The organism is Vallitalea guaymasensis (assembly GCF_018141425.1).
GTDB lineage: Bacteria > Bacillota > Clostridia > Lachnospirales > Vallitaleaceae > Vallitalea > Vallitalea guaymasensis.
Window position 1 is genome coordinate 4634674 of the sequence record NZ_CP058561.1, and the last position, 20851, is coordinate 4655524.

Consider the following 20851-nt stretch of genomic DNA (forward strand, 5'->3'; position numbering starts at 1 on the left):
TTCTTTTTAATGGAGGACATTACACATGAAGAAACGAATGGTTAATTATCTAAAGAATAAAAGTACTTATTTTTATGTAGAAGTAGCAGTCGTGATAGTTATATTGACTGTACTTATCGCTATTTTTGTTCCTAGACAGATTCGTAAGATAGATAAATTAAAAAGAGATACAGATATATCTAATGCAACACTGTTAGGAAATGCAGCTGAAAATATAATTAAAAGCAATGATGAATTCAAAAATTATTCCATAGAGAAGTTAAACATTAATAAAGAAGTTGTTGTAAATTCAGAGGATATAGATGACAAATTTATTAATGAATTAATAAATGAATTCAAAGATTTTAAGATAAATCAATTACCTATAATAAAAATGAAAAAAGGTGGTTATACTCATTTTAGTATCAGTATAGATAATAATAACGTATATGTCTATGCTGATAATGGTGACGATACAAAAGATTTACAATTGTATCCAAATAAATACGATTAGAAAAAAAGGACTATGTGTGCTATTTGCACACTTTTCTTGCTATATAAGTAGCTTAAGGTCAATATATATATACATTGGACTACTGATTATTATTAAAAAACTTGTATTGTGATATTTATATTGTTATAATCAAAATGATATAACACTAAAAATCAATTAAACTTAAGGGTGATATAATTGTTAGAGAGATTCTTTCCATCAGAGTATACTGATTCAATTAGACAAATTAATTATAGAAAATTGTATGATGAAGGTTATAGAGGAATATTATTTGATATAGATAATACACTTGTTCCATATGATATGGAACATCCTAATCAAGAGATAATAGACTTATTTGAGGATATAAAAAAGATTGGTTTCAAAATAGCATTGGTCTCCAATAACAACAAAATCAGAGTTACTACATTTAACGAAAAGTTAAAGGTATTTGCTGTTCATAAGGCGTTAAAACCAATGACTAGAAATCTTAAAAGAGCCATGCAGGCAATTAAGACCAACAAAAAAAATACAGTTTTAGTAGGAGATCAAATATTTACTGACATCTATGGTGGTAATCGAATAAAGATCAAGACAATATTAGTTGTACCTATTGCAGAAAAAGAAGAATGGATAACTAAAATAAAAAGAAACACTGAAAAGAAAATCATAAAAGCTTACTTAAAGAGGGTAAAAAAGAATGAATCAAAACATTAATGGAAACACCAAAGTATTAGGATTGATTGGCAATCCTATAGAACATACTATTTCACCTAGTATCCATAATCTTTTGGCGACAAAATTAAATATGAATTATGTATATGTGCCTTTTAAAGTTGATGAAGGTATGTTGGATAAGGCAATAGAAGGTGCTAGAGCACTTGACATACAAGGACTCAACGTAACTGTTCCATATAAGGAGCAAGTAATGGATAATCTGATAGAGGTCACTCCCCTTGCTAAACAAATAGGAGCAGTCAATACATTGAAGTACACTGAGAGTGGATATGTTGGTTATAACACAGATGCAGAAGGACTTAATGTATCTCTAATAAATAATTCCATACAGCTGGAAAATAGTAAAATCGTTATAATAGGAGCAGGAGGAGCTGCTAAAGCTGTAGGAATGCTTTGTGCTAGAGAAAAATGTAAAAAAATAACTATTATCAATAGAACTGTTATAAAAGGCGAAATACTTGCTAATAATATAAGACAATATTATGATGTTGAAACTGAAGCACTAGGATTAGATGAAATTCATAAAATATCACCTTTTGATATTGCTATTCAGACAACACCTATAGGAATGTCTCCAAATGTGCATGATAATCCAGTAAAAAATGATGATTTCTATAAAAAATTTCGTATAGCCGTAGATTTGATTTATAATCCAAGTAAGACTAAATTTCTAGAAGAAGCAGAACGAAATGGAATGAAAATATTGAATGGTTTTCAAATGTTATTCTATCAAGGTGTCAAAGCATATGAAATTTGGAATGATATCAGTATTCCAGAAGAGATATTAAAAGAAGTTATGACTGATTTGATCAATCAATATGGATAAAAGGAGTGTATCAATGGAAGAAAATATTTTATTAGTAGGTTTTATGGGCAGTGGTAAATCTGTAGTAGGAAAAGAACTATCTAAAATACTGAACAGAGATTTCATAGATACTGATACAGAAATTGAAAAAGAAGAAAATAGAAGTATTAAAGATATATTTAATAATGATGGTGAAGAATATTTCCGTAATCTTGAATCAAAATTATTGGAAACATTGGTGAATAAGAATAATTGTATTATATCAACTGGTGGAGGTATAGTACTAAGAGAAAATAATAGAGAGCTGTTAAAAAAAATAGGTAAAGTAATTTTTTTGCATGCAGATGTTGAACACATCCTTAATAATGTAAAAAATGATGATACTAGACCTTTATTACAGACAGAAGATTATGCAACAAAAGTATCAGAGATGTTAGAATCCAGAGAAGACAAATATCTCAGTTCAGCAGATATTATTATACAGACTTCTGGTAAAGGTGTGGAAAGTATTGCTGAAGAGATAATTACACTATTATAATTAAGAAGGATGATACTATGAAGAAAATTACAGTTATTAACGGTCCTAATCTTAATTTTCTTGGGATTAGAGAGAAAAGTGTATACGGCAGTAAAGACTACAATGGTTTGGTAGAGATGATTAAAGAGACTGCTGATTCATTAAGTATTGAAGTGGATGTATTTCAGTCTAACTCAGAAGGAGAGATTATTGATAAGATTCAACAATGCTATTTTGATAAAATAGATGGTATAGTCATTAATCCAGGAGCCTATACACACTATAGTTACGCTATAAGAGATGCCATAGCATCAGTTAATATAAAAACCATAGAGATACATATTTCCAATATATATGAGAGAGAAGAATTTCGCCATGTATCGGTAATTGAACCAGTATGTGTACAGCAAATATATGGAAAAGGTCTTGATGGTTATATTATTGCACTAGAAAAGATAGTATCACTATAGACTATAGAGATAACATAGCAAAAAAAATAGAAAGGAAGATAAGAATGAGATTACAAAAATTAGAAAACAGCTTAGATGACTTACAAATCGATGCAGTACTTATCAGAGACAGTTACAACAGAAGATATCTTAGCGGATTTACAGGTTCTAATGCATACCTATACATATCAAAAAACACTAAAAAACTTTTAACAGATTTCAGGTACACTGAACAAGCCAATAAACAGAGTCCTGACTTTGACATAATAGATTACACTAAAAGCGGATTATTAGAGATATTGAATGACATCATAGACAAAGATAAGGCAAAAACAATAGGATTTGAAGATGAAACTATATCCTATAAGGAATATATTACATATGAAAAAGGGTTAAAAAATGTAGAACTATTACCTATCGGCGATACTGTAGAAAAAATTAGGATGATCAAAGACGAAGAAGAATTAAGATGTATTCAGAAAGCTGCTTCCATTGGTGATCTTGCTTATGAACATATTCTAAAATTTGTTAAACCAGGAGTTACAGAAAAAGAAGTAGCATTAGAAATTGAAACTTGCATGAAGAAAAATGGAGCTGAAAACTTATCATTTGATACTATCGTCGCTTCAGGACTTAATTCATCAAAACCTCATGCTGAACCTTCAGACAAAAAGATTGAAGAAGGTGATTTTGTAACACTTGATTTTGGTTGTATCTACAAAGGTTATTGCTCTGATATGACAAGAACTTTTGTTGTAGGCAAAGCCAGTGAAAAACAAAAAGAAATCTACAATATAGTACTTGAAGCTCAGTTAAAAGCTCTAGAAGCTGTAAAAGCTGGATGTGTAGGTAAAGATATAGATAAAATTGCTCGTGATATTATAACTGATAAAGGTTATGGAGATAACTTCGGTCATGGATTAGGTCATAGTGTAGGATTATTCATACATGAAGAACCAAGATTCTCATACAGTGATGAAAATGTATTTACAGAAAATATGGTAGTCACTGTAGAGCCAGGAATATACGTACCTGGATTTGGTGGTGTAAGAATAGAAGACTTAGTATGTGTAACCAAAGATGGAATAATTAACTTCGTATCATCACCAAAACAATTAATTGAAGTAGTATAATTATACTCTATACTATCTATAATAAGTTATATAGGTATATTCCACAACAGAGTTTTTGTGGATTAATCTTAATATTTGTTATAAAACTATTGAAAAAAATTCCGTATTAGTTTACACTATAAAAGATAAAAGTTAGGGAGGAAATTATATATGGTATCAGCTGGAGATTTTAGAAATGGTCTAACAATTCAATATGAAAATCAAATATACACTGTTATTGAATTTCAACACGTAAAACCTGGAAAAGGAGCAGCATTCGTTAGAACTAAGCTTAAAAACCTAAAAACAGGTTCAGTTATTGAAAAAACATTTAGACCTACTGAAAAAATGCCAAAAGCGCATATTGAAAAGAAGGATATGCAATACTTATATAGTGATGGCGATTTATTCCATTTCATGGATAGTGAAACATATGACCAAATCGCAATTAATAGCGATCAAATAGGTGATACATTAAAATTCGTTAAAGAAAATGACATGGTAAAAATCCTAAGCCATGAAGGAGAAGTTTTCGGAATCGAACCACCACTATTTGTAGAGTTAGAGATAATTCATACAGAACCAGGAGTAAAAGGTGATACAGCTACTGGAGCAACTAAACCAGCAGAAGTTGAAACTGGTGCCAGTGTTAACGTTCCATTATTTGTTAACATCGGAGACAAAATAAAAATCGATACAAGAACAGGTGAATACTTATCAAGAGCATAATATCACTTGAAATATAGATAAAAGCCATTAGGCTTTTATTTTTTTGCTCTTTACACACACTTGTTAGTTTTTCTTAATAAAAAATAAAAATTACCATATAGCCAATAGTTAATTCCACGTTAGAAGAAAAAGTGTTTTGTGATTATATTGAACATTACTCGTGCAAAATAGTATATGTATATGTGGAGTAGTGAGGCAGGACGCCGAACCCAGCTTTTTGCTCAGGACGAGCAAGTAGCTGGCGTAACATATACATATACTATTTTGCAAAAGCCAAGTCCGAACAAAACATTTTTTCTGACTTACTTATAAAGCTTAAAATATGGTATTTATTGACATATTTAACAATATAAACTATACTATTATTGAAATTGTTAATCATTATCAATTATATTCCTTACATGCAGAAAACGTTATATAATAAGTTTATTTGGACAAGTATTTATATCTCTTATATGTTATTAGACCAATTAGAAAGAAGTGATTGATATTTTTGATAGATTAAGACATAAAAGATTCCATCGTTATCATGATATTATAGAATGTTTAACAGGAGCACTAGAAGCAAAAGATACATATACAAGTGGTCATTCTGATAGGGTTGCACATATGGCATATGATATAGGAAAAAAATATGGGCTTAGTAAAAAAGAATTGGAAGACTTGCATCTTGCCGGTCATCTACACGATATAGGAAAGATAGGTATTCCTGATAATATACTCAATAAACCAAGTAAATTACAACCACATGAATATAATATTGTAAAAAATCATAGTAGAATGGGATATGACATATTGATGAAATCAAAAAATCTTAAAGATATAGCTATCATAGTGCTGTATCACCATGAAAGATGGGATGGAAAAGGATATCCAGAAGGTTTAAAAGAAAAGGAAATACCATTAGCATCAAGAATAATTGCAATAAGTGACTCAATAGACGCCATGATTTCTGAAAGACCATACAAAAAAAGTTTATCTTGGGATGAATGCAAGAAAGAAGTTGAATCCAATAAAGGGATACAATTTGACCCATGTTTAGTAAATATCATTGAAAGCTTATGGAACAAATGGGCAAAAAGCTTATAAAATAAAAGGGGCTATCGGATAATACATTTTTTGATATTGATGTTAAAAATGTATTATCCGACAGCCCCTATTTAAATTATTAATTCAATTATTTTCTATAAACTGCCTTTGGTTTAACATAATTATTCCGTTTTTTGCTGATGGATATAAAGGCTATAGAAGTTATTGGAATGCTGAATATCAAGCCAATACTGCCACAAAGTGCTCTTAATATCTCTCCAGCTATCTGATCAGAATTAATAAATTGTACTAATGACCTGTTATACAAGAAAAATACTAAAATCATGCTTATAGAATTACCGGCATAAGCTAATATAAGTGTGTTGGACATGGTTCCCATTATATCTTTACCGATTCGCATACCTGCCGTAAAAAGTTTATCTTTACCTATTCTAGGATTACTCTCATAAAGCTCTCCCATAGAAGAAGCAATTGACATACTAACGTCCATAATGGCTCCAAGAGCCCCTATAATGATTCCAGCATATAACAGATCTCGAAAATTAAGATTATATCCTTCGGTGAAATATGATAATAATTCAACATCTTCATCACCAATACCTTGAATATGTGTTAGAGCTCCAAAATAAAATGTTAACAAACCTGAGGTAATCACACCACCTATAGTACCAATAATAGCTGCATATGTTTTAATATTGAGACCACCAATAACAGATAATGTAATTAAAGTGGATATGACACTTATAACACTAACCACTATAATTGGATTATATGATTTCATTATTAACGGGAAGAAGCCAAAAAGTATCAATGAAACACATATGGTCAAGCTTATAATAGAGTAGAATCCATTTTTACCTCCAAAGAGTAATAAGGCACCCATAAAAACTAATAAAAGGTAAATTAGATACTTGTCACGAGCATAAGAATATACTCTCCCATTTTCTATGGTATCCCCTGTCTGATTACATACAATAATAATTTCATCTCCTGGTTTGACAACAATTTTATAAATTGAAGCCGTATTAATCACGTTTTCAATCTCTGCTTCACCAGTAAGGTCTCGTTCTGTTAACTTTACCAGTAATTTTTGATATCTCATACAATTTTCTTCATCAACAGTATCCTCTATGACGGATATGACTTTTCCATGTATGTACTTCCACTCATAACTTATCTCTTCAGTACAATTAACATCAATAGGTTTTATTATAAAAAAACATAAGATCAATAAATAGATTATTCTCATAACATATTTGCTCCTTATCTGGTAGTGAGTTGTTGATAGTTACTTTGATTTATACAATATATGAGATATTAATTTTGTTTATGATTAAACAAAATTCTTATCATAAAAAAGTTGGTACAGGCATATATTGTTTTAAGAAAGGTGGACAAGTGATGAAAAAAGAAACTGTTGAAAAAATATTAACAACTAATCTTAGAGGATGGTTTGGATCATTAAAGAAAGAGCAGTTAGACTTATTGCAGGAAATCAGATTAAGAGTTAATAAACCTCTTATTATAAGAATAGATAATAAAGAATACTTTTTAAACCAAGACAAGTTAGTAACAAGCAGCAAAAGAGCTTATATCATAACTGAAAAAGATTTAAAGGATACTATGGAATTCATAAGCAACTATTCCCTATATGCCTTTGAGGACGAGCTGCGAAATGGATATATAACCGTTGACGGAGGGCATCGTGTGGGATTGGCAGGAAAGGTAGTAGTAGAGAACAATAGGGTAAAGACTATAAAAAACATAACTTGCATAAATATCAGGATTTCACATGAAATAAAAGGCTGTGCCAACAAAGTTATGCCCTACATATTTCAAGAAAATAGAATATATCATACTCTAATAATATCTCCTCCTAGATGTGGCAAGACGACATTATTGAGAGATATAGTAAGACAGCTCTCAGATGGTGTAAGTGATAAGACAGGAATAACCATAGGTGTAGTTGATGAAAGATCTGAAATAGGAGGTTGTTATAGAGGTATACCACAAAATGATGTAGGAATCAGAACAGATATACTTGACGGATGTCCAAAAACTGAAGGTATGCTCATGCTTATAAGATCAATGTCTCCAGAAGTCATTGCTGTAGATGAAATAGGGAGCAGTGAAGATATAGAAGCCATAGATTTTGTTATCAATGCAGGTTGTAAGATGATATGTACTGTACATGGCTCATCACTGGTTGAAGTCAAGAATAAACCTATACTGGAAAAATTGATAGATAAGAATATAATTGAACGTTTTATTGTCTTAGAAAGTAAAAATGGAGTTGGTGATGTAAAGAAGATATATGATAAGCAGGGCAAAATGATAAGTATTGTTGTTGATAATTAAGTAAAGGGGGTTATTTCATGGTTGTAAAAATATTAGGTGCTACTCTAATACTTATATCATCTTCACTTTTAGGTTTTTATTATAGTAAAAGTTACATAAGAAGAAGCAATGACCTTAGAATATTGAAAAAAGCGCTGATCCTGTTAAGAGGTGAAATCAATTACTCATTATCTCCAATGCCAGAAGCCTTAGAAGATATCAGTAAAAGATTTGACCATGAGATAGCTGATTTTTTTAAATCCATATCAGAAGAACTAAAACTCAATTCAGGAAAATCATTGACAGAAGTATGGAAGAAAAAAGCTGAAGAAATATTGAAAAGGACTTATTTGAACCCTACAGATATTAAAAATATTATGATCTTCAGTGAAAATATAGGCTATCTAGATAAAGAGATGCAAAATAATAACATCAATCTGCTTCTAGAGCAAATAAATGAAGAAATAAAAGTTACTATGGAAGATGATGCCAAATACAATAAACTGTATAGAAGCCTTGGAGTTCTTGGAGGTATATTGGTCATTGTACTTTTCATATAGCAAAAGATAATTTGACGTGCCTTATTCTGAGGGGAGGGTAATAATGGATATATCTATTGTTTTTAAAATAGCTGCAGTTGGAATCGTGGTTGCAGTCCTCAACCAATTATTAAAGAAAGCAGGAAAAGATGAACAAGCTATGTTAACTACACTAGCAGGATTAGTTGTTGTCCTTTATTGGATTGTGGAATATATAAGTGAACTGTTTGAAAAAATACAGACGTTGTTTCAACTATAGAAAATACATTGAACTTATTGAAATGGATTTATAGAGATTTAATGTATATAGGGAAAATCTGAAAGGAATGTTTTGATGGAAGCTGTACAAGTTGTCATTATCGGTATTGTATCAACAATATTAATAGTTGTACTAAAAAAAAGTAATGCTGAATTTGGTATTTATATAGGTATTGCAGCTAGTATAGTTATTTTCTTTATTATTATTGACAAGTTAGGAGTAATACTGGATCTGATATCTAGGATTACAGGTTTAATCAATATAAATGATATATATATAAAGATACTACTGCAAATACTGGGAATTGCCTTCATAACAGAATTTGGTGCCCAATTATGTAAAGACGCTGGGCAGCAAGCGATAGCAAGTAAAATTGAGATGGCAGGAAAAATAATGATATTAATTATATCCATGCCCGTAATACTATCAATCATTAATATGATAACTAATATCTTAATATAGATTGCTGCATACACGGTCAATCAGTTTTAAATGAATTAGGAGAATACTATGAGAAGAATTAGATGGTTATTGATAATAGTTATAGCTTTAAAATTATCATCTATAAGTGTGTTTGCTTCATCAGAACTAGATAGTATATTAGCAGAGCAGGAAAAAGTTATTGAGTATGATGATATTCAATCAGCGGTGGATGAAATACTCAGTAATGAAGAGGGGCTTAAGATTGACTTCAGGGAAACATTGAACAAAGTTATTAGCGGAGATTTGGACCTTAACTTCAATGATATGTTTGGATTAGTGTTAGATAATATCTTCATAGAAGTAAAAGGAAATATAAAATTGATAATAGAACTTATTGCCATTGCCTTGATAGCAGCAGTATTCACTAATTTTACTACTGCTTTTAATAATAAATATGTAGGCGAAGTTGGCTATTTTGTTGTTTTTCTATTGATGTCAACCATAATATTGAAATCGTACAATATATTGAATACTATAGCACTTCAAGTAATATCTAATCTACAGACCTTTATTAAAACTTTGATACCCAGCTTATTTGCTGCTACTGCTTTGTCGGGGAATTATACTTCAACTTTTCTCTACAGTCAGATAATGCTAATCATAATAGGCGTAGTAGAAAACATTATTCTAAAATATGTAGTACCTTTTGTATATATAATTATAGTTCTTGAGATAATTAACAGCATTACAGAAGAAAGTATTCTATCCAAGATGGTGGAACTATTCAAAAACATAGTTAATTGGGGAATCAAGGTACTTGTTATCGTTTTTGCGGCAGTTCTTACCATGCAGAGTTTTACAACACCAGTCATAGATGGTATAGCTAATAAATCTGTCAAAGTTGCAGTATCTGCCATCCCATTTGTTGGTACTACATTAAGCGGTGTAGCTGATACAGTTCTAGGGTGTGCAGTCTTAATAAAAAATGGAATAGGTATAGTAGCATTGATAATCATCATTGTGATATGCCTGATACCAATAATAAAAATACTTGTTGTGACTTTATTATATAAATTTGCATCTGCCATAATCCAACCAATATCCGATAAACGTATAGTCAATTGTTTATCCAATGTTGGGGATATATGTTTTATACTCCTTGGAATAGTTATTATTACCGCTTTTTTATTTATAATCACAATAACAATAATCTTGAATGCAACAAGTATTACAGCCTACATAAGATAAAATATTATTCAATGAAGGAATGAAGATATGGAAGCATTCTATAGTTTTATAAAAAACATAGTTATATTTTTATTATTAGCCAAGATATTGGAATATCTCATACCTGGTGGCAATATGAAAAAATATTTTCGATTGTTTTCTGGAATTATCTTGATGATTATAATAATTAACCCAATAATCAAATATAATGGGATACTGGAACAATTCAATTATGATGTTATCAAGAATCAATTTAAAATTAATTATACCGATACTCAGGAAACTGAAAATAAATACGCAAATGTCCAAAATGAGATAACCTTGAAAATTTATAAAGATAAGATAATCAATCATGTAAAAGGACTGTTGGAAGCTGAAAAAATCTCTATAACCAAAGCTTCAGTAGAGATTGAAGAAGATATCAAAAATGAAAACTACGGTACTATCAAAGAAATAAATCTCACAGTGAACAGTGAATATATCGAAAAAAAAGATTCTCAGATAGATAGAGTGGAAATAGAAAAAATTATCATAGGAGAATCTAATGATAATAGGGAATTAAGATCATCTGAAGATATTCTATTAGAAAAAAAAATAAAAAAAATAATTAAAAACTTCTATAAATTGTCCTCTAATAATATACATATTACTATAGAGACATGTTAACTGTTTTTACACTTTGTTTTTAACCTAGAAGCACAGGAGGATAAAGATGAAATTGGATTTTTTTACAAAAGGTAATAAGACCGAAAAAGATAAAAAAAGAATAAGCTTTCTCTTCATTATGTTTTTGACAGGATTATTGCTTTTATTATTTTCAAAAAATCTTATAAAACCAAGCAATAATACCAAGGTAGATAATAGTATCATCGCACCTAATACATATAAGGCAAGTGATCCCCAAACGTATGAAGAAAAACTTGAAAAAAGACTTGAGAAGGAATTTGCTAATATTGATGGAGTGGGTAAAGTTGAAGTAATAATCATGTTAAAAACAAGCGGTGAAATAATTATAAATAAAGATACCCCTAATTCACAAACACAATCCGATGAAGTAGATAGCGAAGGTGGAACAAGACAAAATATACAAACAGATTCTAGAGAAGCCACTGTACTTATTAATAACTCCGATGGTTCTACTAAACCAATCATATTAAAAGAGCTTGAACCAGAGATTAGTGGCGTTGTAATAATAGCTGAAGGCGGTGATGATATACTTGTTAAAAAAAACTTAATTAATGCGGCTAAAGTATTATTAGACGTTCCTATGCATAAAATAGAAGTAATGAAAATGGTTCAAAATAAGGGGGAATAATTATGCAAACTTTCAAAAAGAATCAAATTATAATTACTGCTTTGGTTATTATGATTGCGATAGCTGGATATCTTCAGTTTACAGAAAATGATGGTACTCCTACACAAGAAGTTCTGAATAATCAAAGTGAAGATCAAAAAAAAGATAACGTTACAACACCAACAGCATTAGTACCAAATGGTGAAAATGCCAATACTGATGCAAAAACTGAAGAAAATGCAGCAGATGATGTATCAGAAAATCAATCACCTAATAGTATTGCAAAACAACCTGAGCAAAAACAGGAACAAAAACAAGAACAGAAACAAGGAGAGAACAAAGCGGCTGAGCCTGCTTCAACAGTTCCAGAAAATGAAAACAAGGAAGAAAAAAAAGAAGAAGCGAAAGAAACTTCTAGTGATAAAAATGATAGTAATGTAGGAGAAGCTATCCTAACAAGCGGCAATACATTACAAGCAGGATATTTCTTACAAAAGAAAATAGATAGGGAGCAGGATTATTCAAAATTAAAAGAAGGTTATTTATCAATAATTGACAATCAAAATCTGAAAGATGAAAATAAAGTGGAAGCAGTAAAAGAAATGATTGACCTTCAAGATAGAATTGAAAAAGAAGCTGCTGCTGAGTCCATATTAGAAGCTAAAGGATTCAAGGATGTATTTGTAAGAATGATTGATAATAAAGTTGATGTAGTAATCAATGCAAAAGAATTATCACAAGCAGATCTTGCAAAGGTAGAAGATGTAGTAAGAAGACAAACAGGAGTTGACGCAGAAAACATTGTAATAACATTATTGGATGTTACTAAAGCACAATAAACATATATAGAAATGATATTAGGCTTTTATGTAAGGATTACTATTACATGAAAGCCTAAAATTATTAGAAAAAATAATTTGCAAAACCTATAAGATTTGTTATAATTAACCTAGAAATGGTTTTATTAAAAATAGCATGAATGAATTCATATAATAAAATATAGCTGAGATAGGAGGATTAATTAATGGATAGACAGACAGTTAAAATACACGAAAAAGATAAAGTCGGAGAAGTCCATATTGCAGATGAAGTTATTGCTATAATCGCTGGGTTAGCAGCTACAGAAGTAGAGGGAGTTGCTGGTATGGTAGGTAATTTTACTGGCGATTTAGTTGAGATGCTTGGTAAAAAGAACTTGGCAAAAGGTGTTTTAGTTGATGTAGGAGAAAAAGATGTTTCACTTGAACTCTCATTGATCGTTGACTTTGGAAGTAGTATTCCAGAAGTAACTAACAACGTTCAAGAAAAAGTTAAGAATGCAGTAGAGACCATGACAGGACTTGAAGTTGATGAAATTAACATAAGAGTAGCTGGTGTTAACGTAGAAAAAAGCAAATAGATATGGATTATAACCACTAAATTAGGCTATAACTGTAATTTTTTAAATATTTGCTTGTACAATTAACTAAATATAGTATAATAAAGATACCCTTAAATATTTATATTTAAGGGTATTAAAATGTAATAAAAATATTTATTCAATATATATTTAATCCCAGGAGGTACATTATGAACAGAAGGATCATGAGAGAGCATATTTTTAAACTAGTATTTGCTATTGAATTTGATGAAGAAGAAAGATTTACTGATAGAGTAGGAGTATATCTTGACGAGCTTGAAACAAGCGATACTGCTAAAGAATATATAAAACATAAAGCTATATCTATATTTGAAAAATTAGAATCTATAGATGAAATGATCAATAAGAATGCTGAGAAATGGTCCATAAGCAGAATGTCCAAAGTAGATGTAAGTATTCTAAGAGTTGCTATCTATGAAATAAAATTTGACGAAGATATCCCTACTAATGTAGCAATAAACGAAGCAATAGAAATTGCTAAGAAATATGGTGGGGACCATTCACCATCATTTGTCAATGGAATACTTGCCAAAGTTGTAAATTAATCGGGGTGATATAAATGAAAAAAAGTATTTTTTCAGTATCACAGGTAAATGCCTATATAAAGAAAATATTTGTGAATGATTATGTCATCAATGATATTTGGATAAAAGGTGAAGTCTCCAACTGCAAAATACATCGTTCAGGACATGTATATTTTACTTTGAAAGATAATAATAGTGCAATATCCTGTGTTGTATTCAAGAACTATCGTGATTTTGTAGAATGTGAGTTAAGAGATGGAATTAACATTACTGCCAGAGGTTATATTTCAGTATATGAAAGAGCAGGGACATTCCAGCTTTATGTACAACAGATAAAATCAGATGGTATGGGAGATTTGTATAAGAAATTTGAGATATTAAAAGAGAATCTCCAGATAAAAGGATATTTTGATTCGGATAATAAAAAGAAGATCCCTAGATATCCAAGAAGAGTAGGCATAGTAACTTCAGATACGGGAGCAGCTGTTCGTGATATAATCAATGTATCAAAACGAAGAAATCCATATATAGGACTTGTGTTATACCCATCCCTTGTTCAAGGAGAGGGAGCGGCAAATAATATTGTAAAAGGTATAAAATATCTTGATAGGGTTACTGATGTTGATGTCATCATTATTGGTAGAGGTGGAGGTTCCATAGAGGATTTATGGGCTTTTAATGAAGAGATAGTCGCAAAAGCTATTTATGAAGCTAATACTCCAATAATATCGGCTGTAGGACACGAAACAGATTTTACAATATCAGATTTTACTTCTGACCTTAGAGCACCAACCCCTTCAGCAGCAGCTGAACTTGCTATCCCAGCTTTTGATGAAATAGATGGTATATTAGAAAAATACAATTATAAGCTTACTAATAGCATGAATAACAAGATTGAATCCTGTATAAAAGCTATTCAACTAAATAAAATAAAGCTTGACTTTAATAGTCCATCAATGAGAGTATTAAAGGAAAGACAATATATAACAGAATTTGAAGATAGATTAAATAGAAGAATCAAGGAATTGATTAATGATAATAAAAACTATGTAAGTCTGTTACAAAACAAATTAAGTGTGTTATCTCCAATAACCAATTTGGAAAAAGGTTATTCTTATATAGAAAATACTCATGGACAGGTTAAAAGTATAACGGATGTCAATATGGGAGAGACTCTATTAATACAATTGCATGATGGAAAAATAGAGGCTGAAGTCAAGAATATAGAAAGTGGAAAGTGGGGTAGTCATGAGTAATAAATTAACTTTTCAAGAGAATTTGGACAGCCTGGAAAAAATAGTTGAACGATTGGAGTCAGGAGAAACAACTCTTGAAGAAAGTCTAGAACTATATAAACAAGGCATGATGTTTTTAAAAGAATGTAATAGCAAGATTGATAAAGTAGAAAAAGAAATAGAAGTTGTACAAAACGAAAACTAAGTATTGTGTAATGTTATTTACGGAAGGAAATGAACAGAGTAATGAATTTTAGTAATGAGCTAAAAGATAAACAGCAAGTAGTAGAAAAGATATTATTGAAATATATGCCAGAAAATGCTTCACCATATGACCATGTTGTCTATAATGCGATGAAGTACAGTCTAATGGCAAATGGAAAGAGAATACGCCCTATATTAATGATGGAGTCATATAAAATATGCGGCGGTAACAATATAAGAGAGATAGAAGCATTTATGGCGGCTATGGAAATGATTCACACATATTCTTTGATTCATGATGATTTACCTGCTATGGATAATGATGATTATAGAAGAGGTATATTGACTTGTCATAAAAAATATGGTGAAGATATAGCGATTCTAGCTGGAGACGGTCTTCTTAATAGTGCCTACGAAATAATGATTGATGCTTGCTTAAAGGATAATAAGGTCAAAGCTAAGCAAAAATTAACAGCTTGTAAAGAAATAGGAAAAGCCGCAGGAGTAAAAGGAATGATTGGTGGACAAGTAGCGGATGTCATACAAAATGATATCACTATGGACGTTATCAACTATATTCATATCCATAAAACTTCTGCTATAATAGAAGCTTCTCTCACTGCTGGAGCAGTACTTGCTAATGGTAGTATGCAAAAAGTAGAGACTTTCAGAAAGATTGGTAGATGTATTGGATTAGCATTCCAGATTCAAGATGATATACTGGATATTGTTAGTACAACAGAAGAACTAGGAAAACAAGTTGGTAGTGATAATAAGAATGGTAAAAATACTTATGTAACTATAAAAGGTATTGAAGAATCAAGGCAGATAGTTAATGAATTAATTGAAAAAGCCTTAGATAGTTTAAATAGTTTTGATAGCAGTGAAAAAGAATTTTTGGAAGAATTTATTTTTTATCTGAGAAACAGAAAAAAATGAGGTGTATTTAGTGGAGAACTTTTATACTATTACGGAGAATAGAGTTTTATTAGCTGCAGTTATTGCTTGGTTTGTTTCACAGGGTATTAAATTCTTTACATGTCTAATAAAAACAAGGAAAATTAGAATGGATAGAATTATGGGTTCTGGGGGTATGCCTAGTTCTCATACAGCCTCAGTCATGGCAGCTACTTTCTCAGTTGGTGAATTATTAGGATATAATAATCCTGTATTCGGAGGATTGATGATAATATCTTTTATAGTAATGTATGATGCTGCTGGAGTCAGAATGGCAGCAGGTAAGCAAGCAAGAGCAATCAATAACATTGTTGAAGCCTTAGGGTCTTATAGATTAAAGATTGATGGACAGTTAAAAGAATTGCTTGGACATACATATATGGAAGTATTAGTTGGAGCTGCTTTAGGTATTGTAATAGCTCTTTTAATCAATTAAATTTGAATATAAATGGTAATAAATGTTAAAATAAAATTATAGATTTGTAAATTTGTTAATTAATGATACTTGATTTATTTTTAAATATGATATATTATTGGATATACTAAAGATGCAGTATCCTAGTTGGTACCATTAATCTCGAAGACGGGCCTAAAAATCCGTAAAAGGGCATATCGATGAAGTTCCTGGTGTTGGCTGGTGACGCCCAGTCGCGGGCTTATGCTGGGAGTTAAGACATAAGGGCGATCCACAATGGCATGTGGGCGTGGACCCTTTTGTCGTGGAGACCTGCGTATGTGGAAACTGTTAGATACAGTTATCTACGGCGCGGGAGTAAACCTGTCATGCGGCGAAAGCTGTGGACAGAGTAGCCTGCCTTGCGTGAAATAAAGGGAATAGTAATTTAAGAGCAAAACTTTTGGCCAAAAGTGAAGCAGATATTGTTACTTGAAACTTTTTTTCGCTAAAGAGGCTAGGGATTAAATGGTATCACTGAGGAAAACTCCTAGGCTGTTCATTTTTTGAAGCTTATTTAGGATTACAGTGTGGTTGTAAGGTGATCTAGCGCTACTTATGGTGACATAGTAGGAATTAATTTAATGGGGAACCACTTTTTTGGCGACAAAAAAGTATTAATTCGGGAAAACCTGCTGGACTATAAGCCGCAAAATTTACTAAATTTGCTATCTTTAGTATTAATTCATGTTAATACTAAATTACATAATAAAATATTTCATAAGAAAAATCGAGGTATAATAATTTGAGTAAAAATAAAACTAAAGTAAAGTTTAGGAGTTTATATACACATAAAAAAATAAATACTCTTTGGATTGGGATAATAACAGTCATTACGTTAATAACAGCCATATTACTTGGATATATTGCACTAGTACTTATGGACAATGTAAGCCTATACGGTGCTATTTTTATTGTATTAGTAATAGTATTGTTAGGTATATTTTTTGATTTGCTAGGTATTGCGGTTACTGCAGCAGAAGAGACGCCGTTTCATTCAATGGCTGCAAGTAAGGTAAGAGGGTCTAAAGAAAGTATAACTATTATTAGAAATGCTGGAGCTGTAGCTAATTTCTTTAATGATGTAATTGGAGATATATCTGGTATTATATCAGGACTCGCCACTGGAGTCATTGTTCTCAAACTAGTAGCTAAATTTGCTATACAAGATACAATCATTAATGTACTTCTTACTGGAGTGATTGCTGCTATTACAGTAGGGGGTAAAGCTATAGGTAAAGAAATTGCACTAAGGCACTCTAACTTGATAGTTTATAAATTAGGTGTAATTTATAGCCTGTTCAGGAAGCAAAACAAGAACAAATAAATTAAAGATAAGTAAAGGTGTTGAAAAAAGTGAACGAAATATTAGATGGGATTAGTAGCCCTAGTGATATTAAAGCTTTAGAAATAGACCAATTGAACATACTAGCAAAAGAACTTAGAGAATATCTAATAAAAGTAGTAAGTAATACAGGTGGACATTTAAGTTCAAATTTAGGAGTAGTAGAATTAACATTAGCACTTCATTATTGCTTTAATTCACCATATGATAAATTAATATGGGATGTAGGACATCAGACTTATATCCATAAGATGATTACTGGTAGAAAAGAAGAGATTAAGACTGTTAGAAAATTTCAAGGATTAAGTGGATTCCCAAAAAGAGCAGAAAGCGAACATGATATATTTGAAACAGGGCATAGCTCAACATCCATTTCAGCTGCCCTTGGTTTTGCAAAAGCTAGAGAATTATTGAATGAGAATAATTATGTGGTACCTATAATAGGTGATGGATCAATGACAGGTGGAATGGCTTTTGAAGCATTGAATAATGCTGGAAGGCTAGATTCTAATTTTATTGTGATACTCAATGATAATCAAATGTCTATTTCCAGAAACGTAGGTGGGTTATCATCTTATTTAGATACAATAAGAACAGGTACAGTATATAAAGAAATGAAAGAAGAAGTTGAGAAAGCACTTACTAAAATTCCTAGAATAGGTAAGGAAGTTGTTAAGGTTATAAGAGACGTCAAATCTGGTATCAAACAGTTGGTCATACCTGGAATGCTATTTGAAGAATTAGGATTTACTTATCTAGGTCCAATAGATGGACATAACATATCTGCATTAATAAAAACACTCAATCAAGCTAAAAGACTAAATGAGCCAGTGCTCATACATGTTAATACAATAAAAGGTAAAGGTTATAAGCCGGCAGAACTGAATCCTACCAAATATCATGGAACCAAACCATTCTATATTAAGAATGGCAGACCTAAGAATTTGCCTTGTTCGGATACCTATTCAAAAGTACTTGGTGATACTCTTATTGATATAGCAGATAATAAGAAGAAAGGTATAGTAGCAATATCAGCTGCGATGCCAGAAGGTACAGGTCTTGATAAATTCGCAAGAAAATATCCTGATAAATTCATTGATGTTGGGATAGCTGAACAACATGCTGTAACTTATGCTGCAGGACTTGCAGCTAGTGGCATTAAACCTGTAGTAGCTTTATACTCATCATTCTTACAGAGAGCTTATGACCAGATTATACATGATGTCTGTATGCAGCGCCTACCAGTAGTATTTGCAATTGATAGAGCAGGTTTGGTAGGTGAGGATGGTGAAACCCATCAAGGTATATTTGACATATCATTTTTGAGCCATATGCCCAATATGACAGTGATTGCTCCTAAAAATAAAAGTGAATTACAATCTATGATTAAATTCGCTGTAGACTATGAAGCACCTATAGCCATAAGATATCCTAAAGGTAAAGCTTCAAATGAATTAAAAGAATATAATGAAGAAATTACTTATGGAAAAAGTGAGATCATTAAAAGAGGCAGTAAAATAGCAATTATCGGTGTTGGAACCTTGACACAGACAGCATACAACGTTTCTGCTATGCTAGAAGAGAATAATATTATGTGTACACTGATTAATGCTAGATTTGTTAAGCCTATTGATAAAGAATTAATTGAAGAGATTGCAAATAACCATGATTATATATTCACTATCGAGGAAAATGTTGTTTCTGGTGGATATGGGAATAATGTTGTAAAATTTGTATCTGATACCCAAGCTAATACAAAAGTTGTTTGTATAGGTATTGAAGATGATTTTATACAACATGGTAAAAGAGATGAATTAATAAAATTATGTAAGTTAGATGAAGAAAGTATATATAATAGAATTATGACATACGTAAACAAGTAAAATATATACACTAAGAATTTGCTTTAACGGAAGGAATGTATATAATTATGGTACAAAAAGAAAGACTTGATATATTACTGTTCAATAAGGGTCTAGCTGATTCAAGAGAAAAGGCAAAATCAATTATTATGACTGGAAATGTTTTCGTAAATGGTGAAAGAGAAGATAAACCAGGTACCAAATTTGATATTAAGTCGGAAATAATTGTAAAGAAGAACCCTAATCCATATGTAAGTCGTGGAGGATTAAAGTTAGATAAAGCCGTAAAAGAATTTGGCTTGAAATTAGAGAACAAAGTATGTACTGATGTGGGAGCTTCCACAGGTGGATTCACTGATTGTATGCTTCAAAATGGTGCAAAGAAAGTATATTCAATTGATGTTGGATATGGACAATTCGCTTGGAAATTAAGACAGGATGAACGAGTTGTATGCATGGAAAAAACCAATGTTCGTTATGTCACAAAAGATATGGTGGATGACGAAATAGATTTTGTTTCCATAGATGTTTCTTTTATATCTTTAACCAAAGTATTGGAACCTGTTAAAAAATTGATGAGTGAGAATAGTGAGATGGTTTGCCTTATAAAACCACAATTTGAAGCGGGAAGAGAGAAAGTTGGTAAAAAAGGTGTTGTAAGGGATAGAGCTGTTCACGAAGAAGTTATTGAGAAAATTATGAAATATGTTTTGTCAATAGATTTCTCCATAAAAGATTTAAGTTTTTCTCCAATAAAAGGTCCAGAAGGAAATATAGAGTATTTACTTTACCTGACTACTGAAGGACAATCAACAATGGATGATGAAGAAATTATTAGTATTGTGAAAACAGTAGTTGATAAAGCTCACGAAAAATTATAAAATATAAATGTGCCATTA

Annotated in this window: 26 protein-coding genes; 25 read left to right on the forward strand and 1 reads right to left on the reverse strand. The window is 31.0% G+C overall.

Translation table 11 applies throughout. The features are described 5' to 3' along the window. Positions 1-25 precede the first annotated feature (25 nt). From HYG85_RS19850 to HYG85_RS19885, 8 genes are all read left to right on the forward strand, one after another. On the forward strand, positions 26-493 hold the full coding sequence (locus HYG85_RS19850) for a type II secretion system protein (RefSeq protein ID WP_212691125.1): 468 nt from the start codon (positions 26-28) through the stop codon (positions 491-493). Positions 494-670: 177 nt separating this feature from the next. Beyond that, positions 671-1189, forward strand: coding sequence for a YqeG family HAD IIIA-type phosphatase (locus tag HYG85_RS19855; protein ID WP_113671236.1), 519 nt, complete (start codon positions 671-673; stop codon positions 1187-1189). Further along, positions 1173-2036 (forward strand): shikimate dehydrogenase, encoded by an 864-nt coding sequence (aroE, locus tag HYG85_RS19860; RefSeq protein WP_212691126.1) that lies wholly within the window; start codon positions 1173-1175, stop codon positions 2034-2036. Before HYG85_RS19855 ends, aroE begins: the two co-directional genes overlap by 17 nt. Before the next feature lie 13 nt (positions 2037-2049). Beyond that, positions 2050-2553 carry a shikimate kinase gene (locus tag HYG85_RS19865; protein WP_193774327.1) on the forward strand — a complete coding sequence of 168 codons (504 nt, stop codon included), beginning with the start codon at positions 2050-2052 and terminating at the stop codon, positions 2551-2553. Between the two features lie 17 nt (positions 2554-2570). Continuing rightward, on the forward strand, positions 2571-3002 hold the full coding sequence (gene aroQ, locus HYG85_RS19870) for a type II 3-dehydroquinate dehydratase (RefSeq protein ID WP_212691127.1): 432 nt from the start codon (positions 2571-2573) through the stop codon (positions 3000-3002). 44 nt (positions 3003-3046) lie between these two features. Further along, positions 3047-4114, forward strand: a complete 1068-nt coding sequence (locus tag HYG85_RS19875) for a M24 family metallopeptidase (RefSeq protein WP_212691128.1) — start codon at positions 3047-3049, stop codon at positions 4112-4114. 150 nt (positions 4115-4264) lie between these two features. Then, positions 4265-4822 carry an elongation factor P gene (gene efp, locus HYG85_RS19880; protein ID WP_113671231.1) on the forward strand — a complete coding sequence of 186 codons (558 nt, stop codon included), beginning with the start codon at positions 4265-4267 and terminating at the stop codon, positions 4820-4822. Between the two features lie 480 nt (positions 4823-5302). Next, on the forward strand, positions 5303-5911 hold the full coding sequence (locus HYG85_RS19885) for an HD-GYP domain-containing protein (RefSeq protein ID WP_330619154.1): 609 nt from the start codon (positions 5303-5305) through the stop codon (positions 5909-5911). An 88-nt stretch (positions 5912-5999) separates the two neighbouring features. Here HYG85_RS19885 and HYG85_RS19890 read toward each other — a convergent pair whose 3' ends face one another. Next, entirely contained in the window at positions 6000-7121 is a 1122-nt protein-coding gene (locus HYG85_RS19890; RefSeq protein ID WP_212691129.1) for a YibE/F family protein, read from the reverse strand. A gap of 152 nt (positions 7122-7273) precedes the next feature. On the opposite strand from HYG85_RS19890, the gene spoIIIAA reads away from it, so the two are divergent. The 17 genes from spoIIIAA to HYG85_RS19975 all read left to right on the forward strand — a co-directional run bounded on the left by spoIIIAA (position 7274) and on the right by HYG85_RS19975 (position 20833). Continuing rightward, positions 7274-8230, forward strand: coding sequence for a stage III sporulation protein AA (gene spoIIIAA / locus HYG85_RS19895; protein WP_244971229.1), 957 nt, complete (start codon positions 7274-7276; stop codon positions 8228-8230). A 17-nt stretch (positions 8231-8247) separates the two neighbouring features. Further along, complete coding sequence (locus tag HYG85_RS19900) at positions 8248-8769, forward strand: stage III sporulation protein AB (RefSeq protein ID WP_113675649.1); 522 nt, start codon at positions 8248-8250, stop codon at positions 8767-8769. Positions 8770-8812: 43 nt separating this feature from the next. Next, positions 8813-9007 (forward strand): stage III sporulation protein AC, encoded by a 195-nt coding sequence (gene spoIIIAC, locus HYG85_RS19905; protein ID WP_113675648.1) that lies wholly within the window; start codon positions 8813-8815, stop codon positions 9005-9007. 75 nt (positions 9008-9082) lie between these two features. Beyond that, positions 9083-9469 carry a stage III sporulation protein AD gene (gene spoIIIAD / locus HYG85_RS19910; RefSeq protein ID WP_113675647.1) on the forward strand — a complete coding sequence of 129 codons (387 nt, stop codon included), beginning with the start codon at positions 9083-9085 and terminating at the stop codon, positions 9467-9469. Between the two features lie 48 nt (positions 9470-9517). Further along, positions 9518-10678 (forward strand): stage III sporulation protein AE, encoded by a 1161-nt coding sequence (locus tag HYG85_RS19915; protein WP_212691131.1) that lies wholly within the window; start codon positions 9518-9520, stop codon positions 10676-10678. Between the two features lie 27 nt (positions 10679-10705). After that, positions 10706-11323: a stage III sporulation protein AF gene (locus tag HYG85_RS19920; RefSeq protein ID WP_212691132.1), complete on the forward strand. Its 618-nt coding sequence runs from the start codon at positions 10706-10708 to the stop codon at positions 11321-11323. Positions 11324-11369: 46 nt separating this feature from the next. Further along, entirely contained in the window at positions 11370-11972 is a 603-nt protein-coding gene (locus tag HYG85_RS19925; protein ID WP_212691133.1) for a stage III sporulation protein AG, read from the forward strand. 2 nt (positions 11973-11974) lie between these two features. After that, positions 11975-12790: a SpoIIIAH-like family protein gene (locus tag HYG85_RS19930; RefSeq protein WP_212691134.1), complete on the forward strand. Its 816-nt coding sequence runs from the start codon at positions 11975-11977 to the stop codon at positions 12788-12790. Positions 12791-12975: 185 nt separating this feature from the next. Beyond that, a complete protein-coding gene (locus HYG85_RS19935; RefSeq protein WP_113675642.1) occupies positions 12976-13350 on the forward strand; it encodes an Asp23/Gls24 family envelope stress response protein in 375 nt (124 codons plus the stop codon). Positions 13351-13520: 170 nt separating this feature from the next. Further along, the gene (nusB, locus tag HYG85_RS19940) at positions 13521-13916 is read left to right on the forward strand and encodes a transcription antitermination factor NusB (protein WP_113675641.1); all 396 of its coding nucleotides are present in this window, start codon (positions 13521-13523) and stop codon (positions 13914-13916) included. 14 nt (positions 13917-13930) lie between these two features. Further along, positions 13931-15151 (forward strand): exodeoxyribonuclease VII large subunit, encoded by a 1221-nt coding sequence (xseA, locus tag HYG85_RS19945; protein ID WP_212691135.1) that lies wholly within the window; start codon positions 13931-13933, stop codon positions 15149-15151. Further along, positions 15144-15335: an exodeoxyribonuclease VII small subunit gene (gene xseB / locus HYG85_RS19950; RefSeq protein WP_113675639.1), complete on the forward strand. Its 192-nt coding sequence runs from the start codon at positions 15144-15146 to the stop codon at positions 15333-15335. Before xseA ends, xseB begins: the two co-directional genes overlap by 8 nt. 29 nt (positions 15336-15364) lie before the next feature. After that, entirely contained in the window at positions 15365-16273 is a 909-nt protein-coding gene (locus tag HYG85_RS19955) for a polyprenyl synthetase family protein (protein ID WP_244971230.1), read from the forward strand. A gap of 10 nt (positions 16274-16283) precedes the next feature. Beyond that, entirely contained in the window at positions 16284-16727 is a 444-nt protein-coding gene (locus tag HYG85_RS19960) for a divergent PAP2 family protein (RefSeq protein WP_212691136.1), read from the forward strand. Between the two features lie 763 nt (positions 16728-17490). Continuing rightward, positions 17491-18072, forward strand: coding sequence for a hypothetical protein (locus tag HYG85_RS19965; RefSeq protein WP_113675636.1), 582 nt, complete (start codon positions 17491-17493; stop codon positions 18070-18072). Between the two features lie 29 nt (positions 18073-18101). Beyond that, on the forward strand, positions 18102-19973 hold the full coding sequence (dxs, locus tag HYG85_RS19970; protein WP_212691137.1) for a 1-deoxy-D-xylulose-5-phosphate synthase: 1872 nt from the start codon (positions 18102-18104) through the stop codon (positions 19971-19973). Between the two features lie 47 nt (positions 19974-20020). Continuing rightward, complete coding sequence (locus tag HYG85_RS19975) at positions 20021-20833, forward strand: TlyA family RNA methyltransferase (RefSeq protein WP_212691138.1); 813 nt, start codon at positions 20021-20023, stop codon at positions 20831-20833. The last annotated feature ends 18 nt before the right edge of the window (positions 20834-20851 follow it).